This is a genomic window from Oceanicola sp. D3, from assembly GCF_006351965.1.
Taxonomy (GTDB): Bacteria; Pseudomonadota; Alphaproteobacteria; order Rhodobacterales; family Rhodobacteraceae; genus Vannielia.
On the sequence record NZ_CP040932.1, the window covers coordinates 1,495,511 to 1,510,306 of the forward strand.

A 14,796-nucleotide genomic window follows, 5' to 3' on the forward strand; every position below is an offset into this window, starting at 1 on the left:
AGCGTTATACGCCCAATGCCACGTAAGTGAAAGCGCAAGCGCTTTGAACCCCCTGAATTTCACAAGTAAGAAATTTACCGTTTGATAAAAAATTTACCCTGTGCCAGCCTTCTCTCAACCGATCATTGCAGCAGGGAAGCCACGATGACCGATACACGCTATGCCTCGGGAGTGCGGCCGGGGCGACTTTCGGGTGAAGAAATCGCGCAGAACTTCACAGATATGCACCCGCCGCTTGGGGCGCATGAGGCTGCCGTTGCAGCGGATCGTTGCTACTTTTGCTATGATGCGCCCTGCGTAACGGCCTGCCCCACAACGATTGATATTCCGTTGTTCATCCGCCAGATCCAGGGCGGCAAGCCCGGTGACGCGGGGCGCACGATCTTCGATCAGAACATTCTGGGCGGCATGTGTGCCCGGGTCTGCCCCACGGAGACGCTGTGCGAAGAGGCCTGCGTGCGAAACACGGCGGAGGAAGACCCGGTAGAGATCGGGCGGCTGCAACGCTATGCGACCGACAAGGTAATGGCGGGCAACACCCACCCTTACACCCGCGCCGCGCCCACGGGTAAGCGGGTGGCCGTGGTAGGGGCCGGGCCTGCCGGGCTGGCCTGTGCGCATCGGCTGGCGATGCATGGCCATGAGGTCACCCTCTATGACGCTCGCAAAAAGCCGGGCGGTCTCAACGAATACGGCATTGCCGCTTACAAGACGGTTGATGACTTTGCCGCCCGCGAGGCGGACTGGCTGCTGGGGATCGGCGGCATCAAGCTGGAAACCGGCGTGAAGCTGGGCGAGGCCTTCACCATCCGCGAGCTTCAGGAAGATTTTGACGCCGTGTTCATCGGTGTCGGCCTTGGCGGGGTGAACCGCCCGGGGCTGCCGGGCGAGACGCTCGACAGCGTGGAGGACGCGGTGGATTTCATCGCGCGTCTGCGGCAGGCAGATGATGCCACAGCCCTGCCCGTTGGGCGCAAGGTGGTGGTTGTCGGCGGCGGCATGACGGCCGTGGATGCCGCGGTGCAGGCCAAGATGCTGGGGGCCGAGAGCGTTTCGATGGTGTATCGGCGCGGGCGCGATGCGATGGGGGCCAGCGTGATGGAGCAGGACCACGCGGCCAAGCATGGGGTGACGATTGTCACCAATGCCAGCCCTGCGGCGATCACCGGAGAGGGCGCGGTGGAGGCGATCACCTTTGAGCGCACCGAAACGGGGGCGGATGGCAAGCTGGCGAGCACTGGCGAAGCGTTGGTGCTGGAGGCCGATCAGGTGCTGCTGGCCATCGGGCAGCGGCTCGATATTGCCTCGCCCCGGATCGAGATCGAGAGCGGCAAGATCAAGGTCACCGGGCCGGGCCGCACCAATCTGGAGCGGGTCTGGGCGGGCGGCGATTGCACCGCCGGAGAAGACCTGACGGTGGTGGCCGTGGCCGAGGGCCGCGATGCCGCAGAAGATATGCACAAGATGCTGACGGAGGGCTGAGACATGGCTGACCTGACGACCGATTTTCTGGGTATCAAAAGCCCCAACCCGTTCTGGCTCGCCTCTGCGCCGCCGACCGACAAGGAATACAACGTGCGCCGCGCCTTTGAGGCGGGGTGGGGCGGGGTTGTCTGGAAGACGCTGGGCGAAGAAGGCCCGCCGGTGGTGAATGTGAACGGGCCGCGCTACGGCGCGATCTACGGCGCCGACCGGCGGCTGTTGGGCCTCAACAACATCGAGCTCATCACCGACCGCGACCTCTACACCAACCTCGAAGAGATCAAGCGGGTAAAGGCCGACTACCCGGACCGCGCGGTGATTGTCTCCCTCATGGTGCCCTGCGAAGAGGAAAGCTGGAAAGCGATCCTGCCGCTGGTTGAAGAAACCGGCGCGGACGGCATCGAGCTGAACTTCGGCTGCCCGCATGGCATGAGCGAGCGCGGCATGGGATCTGCGGTGGGGCAGGTGCCGGAATACATTCAGATGGTCGCCGAGTGGTGCAAGAAATACTACTCCAAGCCCGTGATCGTGAAGCTGACGCCCAACATCACCGATATCCGCAAGCCCGCCACGGCGGCCAAGCTGGGCGGGGCAGATGCGGTGTCTCTCATCAACACCATCAACTCGATCACCTCGGTTGACCTTGACCAGATGTGTCCGCAGCCCACGATTGACGGCAAGGGCAGCCACGGCGGCTACTGCGGCCCGGCGGTGAAGCCGATTGCGCTGTCGATGGTTAGCGAGATCGCCCGCAACCGCGAAACCCAAGGCCTTCCGATCAGCGGCATCGGCGGGGTCACGACCTGGCGCGATGCGGCGGAGTTCATGGCGCTGGGCTGTGGCAACGTGCAGGTGTGCACTGCTGCAATGACCTATGGCTTCAAGGTGGTGCAGGAGATGTGCTCGGGCCTGTCATCTTGGATGGACGAAAAGGGCTTTGCCTCCACCGCCGATTTCATCGGCATGGCGGTGCCCAATGTCACCGACTGGCAGCACCTCAACCTCAACTACGTCACCAAGGCCCGGATCAGCCAGGACGATTGCATCAAATGCGGGCGCTGCTATGCCGCTTGCGAGGATACCTCGCACCAAGCGATCAGCATGAGCGAGGACCGGACCTTCGAGGTGATCGACGAAGAATGCGTGGCCTGTAACCTTTGCGTCAATGTCTGCCCGGTAGAAGATTGCATCACCATGGAGCAACTGCCCAAGGGCGCGACCGACCCACGGACAGGCCGGACGGTTGGAGACTATGCGAACTGGACGACCCACCCGAACAATCCCGGCGCAGTGAAGGCCGCAGAATAGTGGCAAATCGCGGCGGGCCTATTGATCCGCCCGTGCCGCGCTATTACCTAAGCCGCAGGGCTGCGCCACTTTTTTCCGGTCGCGGCCCATTTCCTAGCGGGCAAATTTTATTCCGGCCCGACGTTTTTTGATAATCAGATCATTGGAGATCGAACAGATGACCGCAAAGAACTCCATCACCAACGTCCTCGTTACCGTTACCTCTGAAGGGGTGACACGCGCACTCGGCAGTGGCGTTCGGGGCGGCGTTGCCGGCCTCGTGGTGCAACCCGCCGTCTGGATTGCCACCGGCTCTGGCCCGGATGCGGGTGATACCGTGATCTACGGCGCGGGCGTTGCCGGTGTTGTGGCCGGGGCCATCTTGGCCGTGCCCGCCATGGTCACCGGCGTGGTCAAGGCCGCCGTTGATGACCACACGGCAACGCTGGTGGACGAGGTGCGCAAGGAAGAGCCGGAGAAGTATCGCCAAGCGATCCTTGGCACGGATGACTATAGTTACTGGGCCTCCAACAACCACATCACCGCGATGACCATCGCCGCCGCCGGCGGGGTGGCGTGGAAAGCGAAAAATGGCGTTTACTGCTTTATCCGCGATGCAAAGGGCCACCTTGTCTGTGACTATCGGCCCAAGTCCTATGAGTCGCTCTACTTCCCGATGCTGCCGCTGAAGAAGGTCGGCAACGGCTTTCAGTGGAGCTATTCCGGCTAGTCGGTTTGGCTACACCGCAAGCAGCTTGCGGAACATCGTATCAATATGGCGGGTGGCTTCTTCAAAGGGGTCACCCGCTTCGCTTTCTGGCAGGACGGTGCGAACCTGAACATCGAAGTCGGCGTAATGCTGTGTGAGGGCCCAGATCGAAAAGATCAGGTGATAAGGATGCACCTGCGCCAGTTTGCCCTCCGCGACCCAGCCGGCGATGATCTCGGCCTTCTCATCCACGAGCGGCTTCAACTCGCCCTTCAGCACGGTTTCAAGGTTGGACGCGCCCTGCAAAACCTCATTGGCAAAGAGGCGGCTTTCGCGCGGCATCTCGCGACTCATCTCCAACTTTCGGCGGGCGTAGGTGAGGATTTCTTCGGTCGGGTTGCCGTGCGGGTCGATCGCGCGAAGGGGAGCAAGCCACGTGTCGAGCAGGCCCGCCAAAAGGGTTTGGTGGATCGCCTCCTTGGAGGGGAAGTAGTAGAGCAGATTGGGCTTTGAGAGCCCGGCAGCTTTTGCGATTTGGTCAACTGTCGCCCCGCGAAACCCCTTGGCCGAGAAGACATCGAGCGCGGCTTCGAGGATGGCGATTGTGTTTTTCTGCTGTATCCGCGTGAGCGGCCGCGTGCCGTTTGCTGCCAAATCCGTATCCTCTCTCGCGCCAGTTTTCCGAGCGCTCAAAATGCAGCCGCTTTTGGCAGGCTGCGCCTAAAATCTCATGGGGCCGAAGGGCCGATCAGGCGCATTTTCTTGACCCGTGTTGCGAGAGTGGTAGCGTCTTCCTGACCAATTGGTCAAACAACAACGTCTGGGCGCTGAGCCGAAAGGCCCCGCCGTCCGACAGGAAGACCCGAGGAGAGCCCATGGCCGCCCCAGGAGAAAATCTCAGGATCAATGGTGACAGGCTGTGGGACAGCCTGATGGAAATGGCCAAGATCGGCCCCGGCATTGCGGGCGGCAACAACCGCCAGACGCTGACCGATGAGGATGCCGAGGGGCGCGCGCTGTTTCAGAGCTGGTGCGAGGCCGCGGGGATGACCATGGGGGTCGATGAGATCGGCAACATGTTCGCCCGCCGCGAGGGCACCGACCCGGAGGCGCTGCCGGTTTACGTTGGGAGCCACCTCGATACACAGCCCACGGGCGGCAAGTACGATGGCGTGCTGGGCGTGCTTGGCGGGCTCGAAATTATCCGCTCGCTCAACGACATGGATATCAAGACGAAGCACCCCATCGTGGTTGTCAATTGGACCAATGAGGAGGGCACCCGCTTTGCCCCGGCGATGCTGGCTTCGGGCGTTTTTGCCGGCAAGCATGACCTTGAATGGGCCAATGATCGGGTGGATGCCAAGGGTTTGCGCTTTGGTGACGAGCTGGAGCGGATTGGCTGGAAGGGTGATGAGAAGGTGGGCGACCGCAAGATGCACGCGCTCTTCGAGCTGCACATCGAGCAGGGCCCGATCCTTGAAGCCGAGGGCAAGGATATTGGCGTTGTGACCCACGGGCAGGGGCTGCGCTGGATCGAATGCACGGTGACCGGCAAGGAGAGCCACACCGGCTCCACCCCGATGCACATGCGCAAGAACGCCGGGCGCGGGTTGGCGCTGGTCACCGAGCTTGTGCATGAAATCGCAATGAAAAATCAGCCCAACGCGGTGGGCGCGATCGGGCATATCGACATTTACCCCAACTCGCGCAACATCATCCCCGGCAAGGCGGTGTTCACCGTCGATATGCGCACTCATCTGCTCGACAAGCTGAACGCCATGGTCGACGAACTGATGGAGAAGGCGCCCAAGCTTTGCGAAGAGATCGGGGTGGAATTCTCCGCCGAGATCGTCGGCCAGTTTGACCCGCCCGCCTTTGACGAGGGCTGCGTGAAGGCGGTCCGCAATGCGGCGGAGCGGCTGGGATATTCTCACATGGATATCGTTTCCGGCGCCGGGCATGACGCCTGCTGGATCAATGATCTTTACCCAACGGCGATGGTCATGTGCCCCTGCGTGGACGGCCTCAGCCACAATGAGGCCGAGGAGATCAGCAAGGAATGGGCCACCGCCGGGGCGGATGTGCTGTTTCATGCGGTGGTCGATACGGCGGGGATCGTGGAATGAGGAAGGCGCTGATATTGCTGCCGTTTCTCGCGGCCTGCCAGCCGACGCCCAGCGCTGTGCCTGCGGGCTACGCGGTGGCGGATGGGCCAATTCCGGAGGAGGTGATGGCGGCGGTGCCTGCCGACGTGCGGCTTGATCAGATCGTGGTGCGGGATGCGTGCTATTACATCTTCTACGAGGGCGCGATCTATCCGGTCACGACGCAGGACATGCGCGACGCGGGCTTTGACGGGCAGCCCTATTGCATCGGCTAGGAGGACGCGATGACACTCACGGCGGGACTGACGGCCCTTGGCATCTTCATCATCGGCGGCGGCGAAACGGCCTATTGGGATTGGCAACTCACTCACCCCTATGATCTTGATATCAATGTCAAAGTCCTCGCGCTCGACAAGGATGACCACGACCGCAAAACGGTGATGGCCCTGCGCGAGCGCGGCGTGAAGCCGGTGTGCTACGTTTCGATCGGAAGCTGGGAAGAATACCGCGACGACAAGGACAGCTTTCCCGAAGACACGCTGGGCAAGCCGCTCGGGAACTGGCCGGATGAGCGCTATGTCGACATTCGGAAACCCGCTGTTGCGCAGATCATGAAGGCGCGGATCGAGGATTGTGCGGCGCGGGGGTTCATGGCTGTCGAGATGGACAACATGGATGTCTACGACAATGACTCCGGCTTCGAGCTGACGCGCGAGGATGCGCTTGGCTACATCCGGGAACTGGCCATGTTTGCCAACGAGCAAGGGCTGGAAGTTGCGCAGAAGAACGCGCCAGAGCTGGTGCCTGATCTGGTTGGGCAGATGGATTTCATCATGGTCGAGGAGTGCTTTGCCTACGACTTCTGTGATGAGCTGAAGCCCTACACCGACGCCGGAAAGGACGTTCTGGCGGTTGAATATGACGATGCGGGTTTGGATTGGGATGCGGTTTGTGAAGAGAGCAAAACGCTGGGGATCAAGCTGCTCTTGAAGAGCCACGAAATTACAGCAGGCGGGAAGTCCTGCAATTAAAACGGGGAGTTAGACCATGAGCGCAGTTATCAAGGGCGGCACAGTGGTGACCGCCGATCTGAGCTATGAGGCCGATGTTCTGGTCGAAGGCGGGCAGATCGTGGAGATCGGGAAAGACCTCAAGGGGGACGAGGTGCTGGACGCTGCGGGCTGCTACGTGATGCCGGGCGGGATTGATCCGCACACCCACCTTGAGATGCCCTTCATGGGCACCTATTCCAGCGATGATTTTGAAAGCGGCACCCGCGCAGCGCTGGCGGGGGGCACCACGATGGTGGTGGATTTTGCCCTGCCGAACCCGGGTGAGAGCCTGCTGGATGCGCTGAAGCGGTGGGACAACAAGAGCACCCGCGCGAACTGCGATTACTCCTTCCACATGGCGGTGACATGGTGGGGGGAGCAGGTGTTCAACGAGATGGAGACGGTTGTAAAAGACCGTGGAATCAACACCTTCAAGCATTTCATGGCCTATAAGGGCGCGCTGATGGTGAACGATGACGAGATGTATTCGTCGTTCCAGCGGCTGGCGGAACTGGGGGCCACGGCGATGGTCCATGCCGAGAACGGCGATGTGGTCGCCGAGCTGACAGCCAAGCTGCTGGCCGAGGGCAACACCGGGCCGGAAGGCCATGCCTATTCGCGCCCCTCTCAGGTGGAGGGCGAGGCGACCAACCGGGCCATCATGATCGCCGATATGGCGGGCGTGCCGCTCTATGTGGTGCATACCTCCTGCGAGGAGGCGCATGAGGCGATCCGACGGGCCAAGCAGAACGGCAAGCGGGTTTGGGGCGAGCCGCTGATCCAGCACCTGACGCTGGATGAGAGCGAGTATTTCAACGCCGATTGGGATCATGCCGCACGGCGGGTGATGTCGCCGCCCTTCCGCAACAAGAAGCACCAAGACAGCCTTTGGGCGGGCCTGCAAAGTGGCTCGCTCTCGGTCGTGGCGACCGATCACTGTGCCTTCACCACGGAGCAAAAGCGCTATGGGGTGGGTGACTTCTCGAAAATCCCGAATGGCACCGGCGGGCTGGAAGACCGGATGCCGATGCTCTGGACCCAGGGCGTGGAAACCGGGCGGCTGACGCCGAACGAGTTTGTAGCCGTTACATCAACCAACATCGCCAAGATCCTGAATTGCTACCCGAAAAAGGGTGCGATCCTTGTTGGCGCCGATGCCGACATCGTGGTTTGGGACCCGAAAAAGGAAAAGACGATTACTGCGGGCTCTCAACAATCCTCCATCGATTACAACGTGTTCGAAGGCCAGCACGTGAAGGGCTTGCCCCGGTTTACCCTGACGCGCGGCCATGTGGCGGTGCATGACGGCGAGATCCGCACCAAGGAAGGCCACGGGCAGTTTGTAGCACGAGAGCCTAACGCAACCGTTAACAAGGCGCTTTCGACCTGGAAGGCCCTCACGGCGCCCCGCCCGGTGGAACGTTCCGGCATTCCGGCGACGGGGGTTTGATGCAGGTCGAAGCCGCTGGAAAGCCGGAAGAAAACGACATGAGCGAAACGGTCATCCGCGCCGAAAATCTTGACCTGACCTTCAAAACGAATGACGGGCCGGTGCATGCGCTGAAGGGCGTTTCGCTCGATATCGGCAAGGGCGAGTTCGTCAGCTTTATCGGGCCTTCGGGCTGCGGGAAGACAACTTTTCTGCGTTGCATCGCGGCGCTCGAAACGCCAACGGGCGGCAGCCTGAGCGTGAACGGGATGACCCCGGAGCAGGCCCGCAAATCAAGGGCTTACGGCTATGTCTTTCAGGCCGCCGGGCTCTATCCGTGGCGGACCATTGCGGGCAACATCAAGCTGCCGCTGGAGATCATGGGGTTTGACAAGGCCGAGCAGGAAGAGCGCGTGAGAAACGTGCTGCAACTGGTTGATCTGGAAGGGTTTGGCGGCAAATACCCTTGGCAGCTTTCGGGCGGGATGCAGCAGCGGGCCTCGATTGCACGGGCATTGGCCTTTGATGCCGAGATCCTGCTGATGGATGAACCCTTTGGCGCGCTTGACGAGATTGTCCGCGACCATCTGAACGAGCAATTGCTGGCGCTTTGGGCCCGGACGGGCAAGACGATTGGCTTTGTTACCCATTCCATACCCGAAGCGGTCTATCTCTCAACCAAGATTGTCGTCATGTCGCCGCGCCCGGGGCGGATCTCGGACGTTATCGACAGCCCGCTCCCGACCGAAAGGCCGTTGGATATCAGGGACTCGCGGGAGTTTATTGAAGTGGCGCACAGGGTACGTGAGGGGCTGAGAGCGGGGCATTCGGATGAGGATTAACCCTAAAATGCAAAGGGGGCACAACCGATGCACACCCCATGCACAACCCATAGGCATGCGTAGAGCGCATGGCTTGGTAAATTAATGCACCGCGCGCTCCCCGTCCTTGCGGTGCTCGCCGTGCTCACCGCCGTCTGGTACCTCGGCGCATGGCGGATGAACACGCCCTGGGCGCTGGCACAGGCCGAGCGGGCCGGGCAGGAACTTTCTGCCGGAGAGCTCTTTACCGCGACGATGAACCAGGACCGGCCCCGGCTTCCGGCGCCGCATCAGGTGGCCACCGAGCTGTGGAAGACCACGGGCGACATGGCGCTGCGCGGCAAGGCCCTTTCCAAGCGTTCGCTCATCTACCACGGTGCGATCACCCTTGGCTCCACGCTCACGGGTTTTGCGCTGGGGGTTGCGCTGGGCATCCTCGGCGCGGTGGCGATCACCTACAGCCGGGTGGCCGAGATGAGCCTGATGCCTTGGGCCATCGTCAGCCAGACCATCCCGATTGTGGCGCTGGCCCCGATGATCGTGGTCCTTTCCAACGCGGTGGGGATCGAGGGGCGGGGGGTGCCCAAGGCGATTATCTCGGCCTACCTGTGCTACTTTCCGGTGATGGTGGGCATGGTGAAGGGGTTGAACTCGCCCTCGCATCAACAGCTCGACCTGCTCAAAACCTACAACGCCAGCGGCGCGGAGAGCTTCTTCAAACTGCGGCTGCCGGCCTCGATGCCGTATTTCTTTACCTCGATGAAGGTGGCTATCGCCGCGGCATTGGTGGGCACCATCATTGGCGAATTGCCGACCGGGGCAATCAGCGGGCTGGGTGCGCGCATCTTGATCGGTGATCAGTTCGGCACGCCGCTGGCGATTTGGGCGGCGCTCTTCGCCGCCGCGATCCTTGCGGGCGTGCTGGTGACGGTGATCGGCGGGGTGCAGGCTGTGGTGCTGAAGCGGATGGGGATGGCGCGATGATGGCGGTGGGCGCAGCTCTGGCCTTCTGGCTGGCGACGTGGGCGTTGAACGTGGCACTGGCCCGCTCGCGCTGGCGCAAGGCCCGCGCGGTGCGGATCGCGGTGCCGGTGATCTTTGGCCTCGCGGTGCTGGTGCTGTGGCAGGGGCTGGTGCGGGGGCTGGAGGTGAGCCCGGTGATCCTGCCCGCGCCGAGCGACATTGCCGTGACCTTTGCCAACTCGACCGAGACGCTCTGGGAAGACTTTGTGCAAACGGTGCTGAAGGGCGCGCTTTCGGGCTACCTGATCGGCTGTGGGGTGGCCTTTGTGACCGCCATCCTGATCGACCGGAGCGCCTTTTTGACAGCCGGGCTGCTGCCCATCGGCAATTTCGTTGCCGCCCTGCCGATTGTGGGGATCGCGCCCATCCTCGTCAGCTGGTTTGGCTTTGACTGGCATTCCAAGGCCGCGGTGGTGGTGGCGATGGTGTTCTTTCCGGTGCTGGTGAACGTGGTGCAGGGGCTGAAGGAAACCGAGGCCATGCAGCGCGACCTGATGCGCACCTACGCGGCGAGCTATTGGCAGACGATGCTGAAATTGCGGCTGCCCGCCGCCATGCCCTTTGTGTTCAACGGGCTGAAGATTGCCACCACGCTGGCGCTGATCGGGGCGATTGTGGCCGAGTACTTCGGCTCGCCGGTGAAGGGCATGGGCTTTCGGATTTCGACCGGGGTGGGGCGGCTGGCGATTGATCTGGTCTGGGCCGAGATCGCCGTGGCCGCGCTTGTGGGAACGGCCTTTTATGGCATCGTGGCGATGATCGAGAAGTTCGTCACTTTCTGGCATCCGAGCCAGAGGGTTGGCTGATTGGGAGGAAAACCGCGCCGGGGAGCGCATAACGAAGACCAACAAGGAGAGTGAAAATGAAGAAGTTTGTATTGGGCGCCGGGCTGGCGCTGGCGGCGGGGGCCGCGCAGGCCGCGGATGACGTGACGCTGCAACTCAAGTGGGTCACCCAGGCGCAATTCGCGGGCTACTACGTGGCGCAGGAGAAGGGCTTTTATGAAGAGGAAGACCTGAACGTCACCATCAAGCCCGGCGGGCCGGATATTGCGCCCGAGCAGGTGATTGCGGGCGGCGGCGCCGATGTGATCGTGACGTGGATGGCCGCGGGCCTTGCAGCGCGCGAGCGCGGTGTGCCGCTGGTGAACATTGCCCAGCCGTTCAAGAGCGGTGGCTTGCAGCTGACCTGCCTGAAAGAAACGGGCATCTCCAGCCCCGAGGACTTTGCCGGCAAGACGCTTGGCGTCTGGTTCTTCGGCAATGAGTATCCGTTCTATGCGTGGATGGCCAAGCTGGGCCTGCCGACCGAGGGCGGCGAAGATGGTGTGGAAGTGCTGAAGCAGGCGTTCAACGTGGATCCGCTGCTGCAAAAGCAGGCCGATTGCATCTCGGTGATGACCTACAACGAATACGGCCAGGTGCTGGATGCTGGCATTTCCGAAGATGAGCTGGTGACCTTCAACTACCTCGAGCAGGGCGTCGGCATGATGGAAGACGGCCTTTACGTGATGGAGGAAAACCTGAGCGACGATGCCTTCAAGGAGAAGATGGTGCGCTTTGTGCGGGCCTCGATGAAGGGCTGGAAATACGCCGAGGAAAACCCGGATGAAGCCGCGGAGATCGTGGTGGACAACGACGAGACCGGCGCACAGACGCTTGACCATCAGAAATACATGATGAGCGAAGTGGCCAAGCTGACGGCGGGCTCGAATGGCGCGCTCGCCCCTGCCGATTATGAGCAGACGGTGGCCACGCTGCTTTCGGCGGTGTCGGAAGACAACCCGGCGATCACCAAGGAGCCGGAAGGCATGGCCTATACGCTGGAGATCACCGACGAGGCGCTTCAGTAAGCTGGCGCGAGTGGTGGGCAGATTGCCCACCCTACAAGACTTGGCCCGCCGGGGAGACCGGGCGGGCCTTTTGCTTGATCAGATGGTTTCGAGGTCGATGTCCTTCTTCATCTGCCGCTTGTTGTACCAAGCTTGGTAATACTGCATCAGCCCGGTTTCGACTGCTTGCCGCTGCTTCTTGTCGCTCTCCCAGCCGGACCATCGCAGGTAAATGCGGCTGTCATTGGTGGGTTTGGCGCGGTGCGAGATTTTGCCCCAAGGCTCTGTGAGCGCATCCGGCCCGAGGCTGTCTTTGATGCGGTGCCAATGGATCCAGAGTGCGCCGGAGTGGTCTTCTTTGCTTTTGGTCGGGTCAGCCGGAAGGTAGCTGCGCAGGCGTGCGCGCAACCCGCCAGTGCGCTCGGTTTCGCCGATGTAGAGCACGCGGCCGATTTGCAGCGGGCCGGGATCGAGGTTGAAGGCGTAGAAGCCTTCGAAGGTCGGGATCTTCTTGGGGTCTGCGATAAGTTCGGAGAGCCGGTAGGGGGCGCTCCATTGGATTTTTTGCAGCCAGTCAGGGGCGGACATAGGCGTTCCTTGCGATTGAATCAGGTTTTAGGTGCTCAAATGCAGGACGAGCCTAGCAGGAGGCCGGGGCCGGGCAAAGTGAATGTAGCGTAACAGCGGCCCGCGCCGCCCCTGTGGGGGCGGGCGTTGGCGGCTGGGTGGGGGCAGGCCGGGCGCGGGGGCGTCAGGCCTGATGGTCCAGCTGGCTGGCGGCGCTGCCGGTGTCGTTCAGCGCGGTGATATCCGCCGCAAAGCTGGTGGCAGGCGTTTGCGCCGATGGTGACGCGGCTGCGCCCGAGGCACTTGCGCTTTCAACCTGCGCGGCGGAGGCTTCGGCGGCGCGGGCGGCCTCTTCGGCCTTTTCGGCCTGAGCAGCGGCGGCACGCGCGGTTTCGGCCTGGCCTTCAGCCTCGGTGGCCTCTTGCGCCTTTTCCAGCGCCTCCTCCTGCAGCCGGAGGATCTCTGCCGTCATAGCGGTGGGGATGCGGGCATACTCCTTCAGCGGCGGGGGAGGGCGGCGCTCTCCATCCGGGCCAAGGGCCTCGTCGCGCGCGGTGTCGAGCCCCGGCTTGGCGGCGGCTTCGGCCTGTTCGGGTGGCCGGATATCGGTTGATTGTGCAGACACCGTATTTTGCCGGTGCCGTGCTGCCAGCACCTGCGCCGGGAGGGCGAGGGACTGCGACGATTGACCCTGTGTATCGAGCCTCACCATAGTCATTGTTTTCAAGCTCCTGCGTTAACGGACCCCATATCTGACACGATATATTCATAGGGGTGGGCAAGACGTTAACGCCGCCAGCAAAAGTGACGGGATGGTTAATGCCTCGCTCAGGTGCGGATCACGAAGCCCCGCGCAATGTGGCGGCGCACGAAGACGATCATCAGCACGCCGGGCAGCAACGAAAACACCGTCATCGCCATGACGAGGCCGGTATCGGTGCGGAACGAGAAGAGCGCGTTGATCGCCATGGTGATCGGTTTGCCGCCTGTGCCGGTGAGGATGCGGGCAAACACCACTTCGACCCATGAGAAGATGAAGCAGAAGAAGGCCGCCACCCCGATGCCGGGGGCGATAGCCGGGATCAGCTTGGTGAAAAAGAAGCCGCGCAGCGACTGGCCGTCGAGAAAGGCGGTTTCGTCAAACTCGCGCGGCACGGCGGAGATGAAGCTTTCCAATATCCAGATCGCCACGGGCAGGTTGAAGACGCAGTGCACCAGCGCGATGCCGACAGGCGAGTTCACCAGGCCGACCTTTGAAAACAGGATGAAGATCGGAAGCGAGAGCACCACGGGCGGGGTGACGCGGAAGGCAAGCATTGCAAACAGCAGGTGCCTGTCGCCGGTGAAACGGTAGCGCGAGAAGGCGTAAGCCGCGGGCAGACCGGCGGCGAGGCAGAGCGCGACGTTGAGCGAGACGTAGAGGAAGCTGTTGCCGATGGAGGCCACGAGCGCGGGCGACTGGAAGATGTGGATGTAGTTCCGCAGGGTGAACTGGCCGGGCTCCACCCCGTCACGCGGCAGGGTGGCGGTGAAAGAGAGCATCACGGTTTGCACCAGCGGCAGGGCGATGAAGAGCAGCAGCGCGGCAAGCGCGAGCATCCGGGTGGCGTGGCTCATGGGCTGGCCTCGCGGCGGCGGGTGACCTGCACGAAGGCCCAGACCACGGTGATGACGATCAGGAAGTAGGTCATCGCCCGGGCTGCCGCGGAGCCGTAGGAGAAGCCGTTAATCTCTTCGCCGAGGTCGAGCGAGAGGAAGGTGGTGGCCCCTTGCGGGCCGCCTGCGTTGATGCGGAAAGCCTCGGTATAGATCATGAAGCTGTCGACGAAGCGCAGCAGCAGCACGATGGTGAGCGCCCCGGCGATCTTGGGCAGTTCGATATGGCGGAAGATGGCGGCGCGGGAGGCACCGTCTATCTCGGCGGCTTGGTAATAGGGGCGGGGGATGGCGGAGAGCCCGGCGTAGGAGAGGATGACCACGAGGCCGAGCCAGTGCCATGTGTCCATCGTCACGATCAGCGCCCATGTGTGGAGCGCGGTGAACTTGTAATCGAAGCCGATGGCGGCCAGCGGGCCGGAGAGGAGGCCGCCGGGGGAGACGAGCGAAAGCCACATGCCGGGGATCATGTTCCACGGCACCACCAGCGGCAGGGCGAGGGCCATGAGGTAGAGCGTGGGGTGCCGGGTGGAGCGCAGCAGTAGGGCCACGGCGATGCCCAGCGGTATCTGGATCGAGAGTACGATGGCAGAAAAAAGCGCCGAGCGGGCAAGGCTGGCCCAGAAGCGCTGCGAGGTGATGATCTCTTCATACCATTCCAGCCCGATCCAGTAGCGGCTTTCGAGGGTGAAGATGTCGTGAAGGGAATAGTTGAGCACCGTCAGCAGCGGCAGCACCGCAACAAAGCCCATGACCGCGACGGCGGGCAACACCAAGAACCATGCGCGATTGCGCTGCGGGCTCATGTTTGGTGGGCGTCGGTGGTTAACATGT

General features: G+C 62.3%; 16 protein-coding genes. 11 read left to right on the forward strand and 5 right to left on the reverse strand.

Annotation, left to right across the window (positions count from 1 at the left end):
- The first annotated feature begins 144 nt into the window (after positions 1-144).
- The 3 genes from FHY55_RS07665 (at position 145) to FHY55_RS07675 (ending at position 3,499) form a co-directional block, all read left to right on the forward strand.
- Positions 145-1,482, forward strand: a complete 1,338-nt coding sequence (locus FHY55_RS07665; protein ID WP_140013623.1) for an NAD(P)-dependent oxidoreductase — start codon at positions 145-147, stop codon at positions 1,480-1,482.
- Positions 1,483-1,485: 3 nt separating this feature from the next.
- Entirely contained in the window at positions 1,486-2,790 is a 1,305-nt protein-coding gene (preA, locus tag FHY55_RS07670; RefSeq protein ID WP_140013624.1) for an NAD-dependent dihydropyrimidine dehydrogenase subunit PreA, read from the forward strand.
- Positions 2,791-2,947: 157 nt separating this feature from the next.
- Positions 2,948-3,499, forward strand: coding sequence for a hypothetical protein (locus FHY55_RS07675; protein WP_140013625.1), 552 nt, complete (start codon positions 2,948-2,950; stop codon positions 3,497-3,499).
- A gap of 9 nt (positions 3,500-3,508) precedes the next feature.
- Here FHY55_RS07675 and FHY55_RS07680 read toward each other — a convergent pair whose 3' ends face one another.
- A complete protein-coding gene (locus tag FHY55_RS07680) occupies positions 3,509-4,132 on the reverse strand; it encodes a TetR family transcriptional regulator C-terminal domain-containing protein (protein ID WP_140013626.1) in 624 nt (207 codons plus the stop codon).
- A 221-nt stretch (positions 4,133-4,353) separates the two neighbouring features.
- On the opposite strand from FHY55_RS07680, the gene FHY55_RS07685 reads away from it, so the two are divergent.
- The 8 genes from FHY55_RS07685 to FHY55_RS07720 all read left to right on the forward strand — a co-directional run bounded on the left by FHY55_RS07685 (position 4,354) and on the right by FHY55_RS07720 (position 11,760).
- Positions 4,354-5,604 (forward strand): Zn-dependent hydrolase, encoded by a 1,251-nt coding sequence (locus FHY55_RS07685; protein WP_140013627.1) that lies wholly within the window; start codon positions 4,354-4,356, stop codon positions 5,602-5,604.
- Positions 5,601-5,858 carry a hypothetical protein gene (locus tag FHY55_RS07690; RefSeq protein WP_140013628.1) on the forward strand — a complete coding sequence of 86 codons (258 nt, stop codon included), beginning with the start codon at positions 5,601-5,603 and terminating at the stop codon, positions 5,856-5,858. The genes FHY55_RS07685 and FHY55_RS07690 overlap by 4 nt, the downstream gene beginning before the upstream one ends.
- Positions 5,859-5,867: 9 nt before the next feature.
- Positions 5,868-6,614, forward strand: coding sequence for an endo alpha-1,4 polygalactosaminidase (locus FHY55_RS07695; RefSeq protein WP_140013629.1), 747 nt, complete (start codon positions 5,868-5,870; stop codon positions 6,612-6,614).
- A 16-nt stretch (positions 6,615-6,630) separates the two neighbouring features.
- A complete protein-coding gene (gene hydA, locus FHY55_RS07700) occupies positions 6,631-8,085 on the forward strand; it encodes a dihydropyrimidinase (RefSeq protein ID WP_140013630.1) in 1,455 nt (484 codons plus the stop codon).
- Positions 8,085-8,906 carry an ABC transporter ATP-binding protein gene (locus tag FHY55_RS07705; RefSeq protein ID WP_371707533.1) on the forward strand — a complete coding sequence of 274 codons (822 nt, stop codon included), beginning with the start codon at positions 8,085-8,087 and terminating at the stop codon, positions 8,904-8,906. Before hydA ends, FHY55_RS07705 begins: the two co-directional genes overlap by 1 nt.
- Before the next feature lie 84 nt (positions 8,907-8,990).
- Positions 8,991-9,869: an ABC transporter permease gene (locus FHY55_RS07710; RefSeq protein ID WP_140013631.1), complete on the forward strand. Its 879-nt coding sequence runs from the start codon at positions 8,991-8,993 to the stop codon at positions 9,867-9,869.
- Positions 9,866-10,714 carry an ABC transporter permease gene (locus FHY55_RS07715; RefSeq protein WP_140013632.1) on the forward strand — a complete coding sequence of 283 codons (849 nt, stop codon included), beginning with the start codon at positions 9,866-9,868 and terminating at the stop codon, positions 10,712-10,714. Before FHY55_RS07710 ends, FHY55_RS07715 begins: the two co-directional genes overlap by 4 nt.
- A 56-nt stretch (positions 10,715-10,770) precedes the next feature.
- Positions 10,771-11,760, forward strand: a complete 990-nt coding sequence (locus tag FHY55_RS07720; RefSeq protein WP_140013633.1) for an ABC transporter substrate-binding protein — start codon at positions 10,771-10,773, stop codon at positions 11,758-11,760.
- Positions 11,761-11,838: 78 nt separating this feature from the next.
- Here FHY55_RS07720 and FHY55_RS07725 read toward each other — a convergent pair whose 3' ends face one another.
- The 4 genes from FHY55_RS07725 to FHY55_RS07740 all read right to left on the reverse strand — a co-directional run bounded on the left by FHY55_RS07725 (position 11,839) and on the right by FHY55_RS07740 (position 14,768).
- Positions 11,839-12,327, reverse strand: a complete 489-nt coding sequence (locus tag FHY55_RS07725; RefSeq protein WP_140013634.1) for a hypothetical protein — start codon at positions 12,325-12,327, stop codon at positions 11,839-11,841.
- Between the two features lie 163 nt (positions 12,328-12,490).
- Positions 12,491-12,931, reverse strand: a complete 441-nt coding sequence (locus FHY55_RS07730) for a hypothetical protein (RefSeq protein ID WP_140013635.1) — start codon at positions 12,929-12,931, stop codon at positions 12,491-12,493.
- A 203-nt stretch (positions 12,932-13,134) separates the two neighbouring features.
- Entirely contained in the window at positions 13,135-13,923 is a 789-nt protein-coding gene (locus tag FHY55_RS07735) for a carbohydrate ABC transporter permease (protein ID WP_140013636.1), read from the reverse strand.
- Positions 13,920-14,768 (reverse strand): carbohydrate ABC transporter permease, encoded by an 849-nt coding sequence (locus FHY55_RS07740; RefSeq protein ID WP_140013637.1) that lies wholly within the window; start codon positions 14,766-14,768, stop codon positions 13,920-13,922. The genes FHY55_RS07735 and FHY55_RS07740 overlap by 4 nt, the downstream gene beginning before the upstream one ends.
- Positions 14,769-14,796: the final 28 nt, after the last annotated feature.

What these genes read in the sequence shown, in the direction of transcription:
- FHY55_RS07665 (WP_140013623.1), top strand. Translation starts at nt 145, where the DNA reads ATGACCGATACACGCTATGCCTCGGGAGTGCGGCCGGGGCGACTTTCG.
- preA (WP_140013624.1), top strand. Translation starts at nt 1,486, where the DNA reads ATGGCTGACCTGACGACCGATTTTCTGGGTATCAAAAGCCCCAACCCG.
- FHY55_RS07675 (WP_140013625.1), top strand. Translation starts at nt 2,948, where the DNA reads ATGACCGCAAAGAACTCCATCACCAACGTCCTCGTTACCGTTACCTCT.
- FHY55_RS07685 (WP_140013627.1), top strand. Translation starts at nt 4,354, where the DNA reads ATGGCCGCCCCAGGAGAAAATCTCAGGATCAATGGTGACAGGCTGTGG.
- FHY55_RS07690 (WP_140013628.1), top strand. Translation starts at nt 5,601, where the DNA reads ATGAGGAAGGCGCTGATATTGCTGCCGTTTCTCGCGGCCTGCCAGCCG.
- FHY55_RS07695 (WP_140013629.1), top strand. Translation starts at nt 5,868, where the DNA reads ATGACACTCACGGCGGGACTGACGGCCCTTGGCATCTTCATCATCGGC.
- hydA (WP_140013630.1), top strand. Translation starts at nt 6,631, where the DNA reads ATGAGCGCAGTTATCAAGGGCGGCACAGTGGTGACCGCCGATCTGAGC.
- FHY55_RS07705 (WP_371707533.1), top strand. Translation starts at nt 8,085, where the DNA reads ATGCAGGTCGAAGCCGCTGGAAAGCCGGAAGAAAACGACATGAGCGAA.
- FHY55_RS07710 (WP_140013631.1), top strand. Translation starts at nt 8,991, where the DNA reads ATGCACCGCGCGCTCCCCGTCCTTGCGGTGCTCGCCGTGCTCACCGCC.
- FHY55_RS07715 (WP_140013632.1), top strand. Translation starts at nt 9,866, where the DNA reads ATGATGGCGGTGGGCGCAGCTCTGGCCTTCTGGCTGGCGACGTGGGCG.
- FHY55_RS07720 (WP_140013633.1), top strand. Translation starts at nt 10,771, where the DNA reads ATGAAGAAGTTTGTATTGGGCGCCGGGCTGGCGCTGGCGGCGGGGGCC.
- FHY55_RS07725 (WP_140013634.1), bottom strand. Translation starts at nt 12,327, where the DNA reads ATGTCCGCCCCTGACTGGCTGCAAAAAATCCAATGGAGCGCCCCCTAC.
- FHY55_RS07735 (WP_140013636.1), bottom strand. Translation starts at nt 13,923, where the DNA reads ATGAGCCACGCCACCCGGATGCTCGCGCTTGCCGCGCTGCTGCTCTTC.
- FHY55_RS07740 (WP_140013637.1), bottom strand. Translation starts at nt 14,768, where the DNA reads ATGAGCCCGCAGCGCAATCGCGCATGGTTCTTGGTGTTGCCCGCCGTC.